The sequence below is a fragment of the Heyndrickxia camelliae genome (assembly GCF_002844575.1).
Lineage (GTDB): Bacteria > Bacillota > Bacilli > Bacillales > Bacillaceae_C > Margalitia > Margalitia camelliae.
The window spans coordinates 1-690 of sequence record NZ_PIQO01000069.1; the positions used below are offsets into that span (position 1 = coordinate 1).

The 690-nt window shown below is 35.8% G+C and carries 1 protein-coding gene and 1 pseudogene; both read left to right on the plus strand.

From position 1 onward, the window contains the following. The coding region (locus tag CWO92_RS24935; RefSeq protein ID WP_133120623.1) for an ATP-binding cassette domain-containing protein at positions 1–542 on the plus strand (542 nt) is incomplete at its 5' end. An 18-nt stretch (positions 543–560) separates the two neighbouring features. Then, a pseudogene (locus CWO92_RS24940) lies at positions 561–690 on the plus strand (ABC transporter permease); the annotation flags it as partial.

The window sequence follows — 690 nt, forward strand, 5'->3', positions numbered from 1 at the left end:
AAAAAGATAAAGTGGCGTACTATATTGAAAAAGTTGGTTTAAACGCGGAATCCATTTATAAATATCCACATGAATTCTCAGGTGGACAACGGCAGCGTATTGGGATTGCAAGAGCGTTGACGTTAAAACCGAAATTGATTATCGCTGATGAACCGGTATCCGCATTGGATGTTTCCGTCCAAGCCCAGGTATTGAACTTCATGCAAGATATTCAGAAAGAATTTAATTTAACGTACTTATTTATTAGTCATGATTTAGGAATTATCCAGCATATGTGTGATCGTATTGGAATCATGTTCCGTGGACAATTTGTAGAAGAAGGAACAAGTGAAGAAATATACTCCAATCCACAACATATTTATACGAAACGATTAATTTCCGCCATTCCGGATATTAATCCTGAAAACCGAGAAAAACAAGTGGAGCTTCGACAGGAAGTAAATGCCGAGTATCAAAATTCATATGATAAATATTTTAATGCTGAGGGTAAAGTACACAAGTTAAAGCCGATTTCTGATACCCACTCAGTGGCATTACCGTAGAGAGGGGTTTTTAGAAAAATGTTGAAATTTATATTACGAAGATTCTTAATTATGATCCCTCAATTATTTATTTTAAGTATTCTTATTTTTGCTTTAGCAAAAGCAATGCCTGGTGACGCTTTAACGGGACAACTGGCAAGTAACCCAA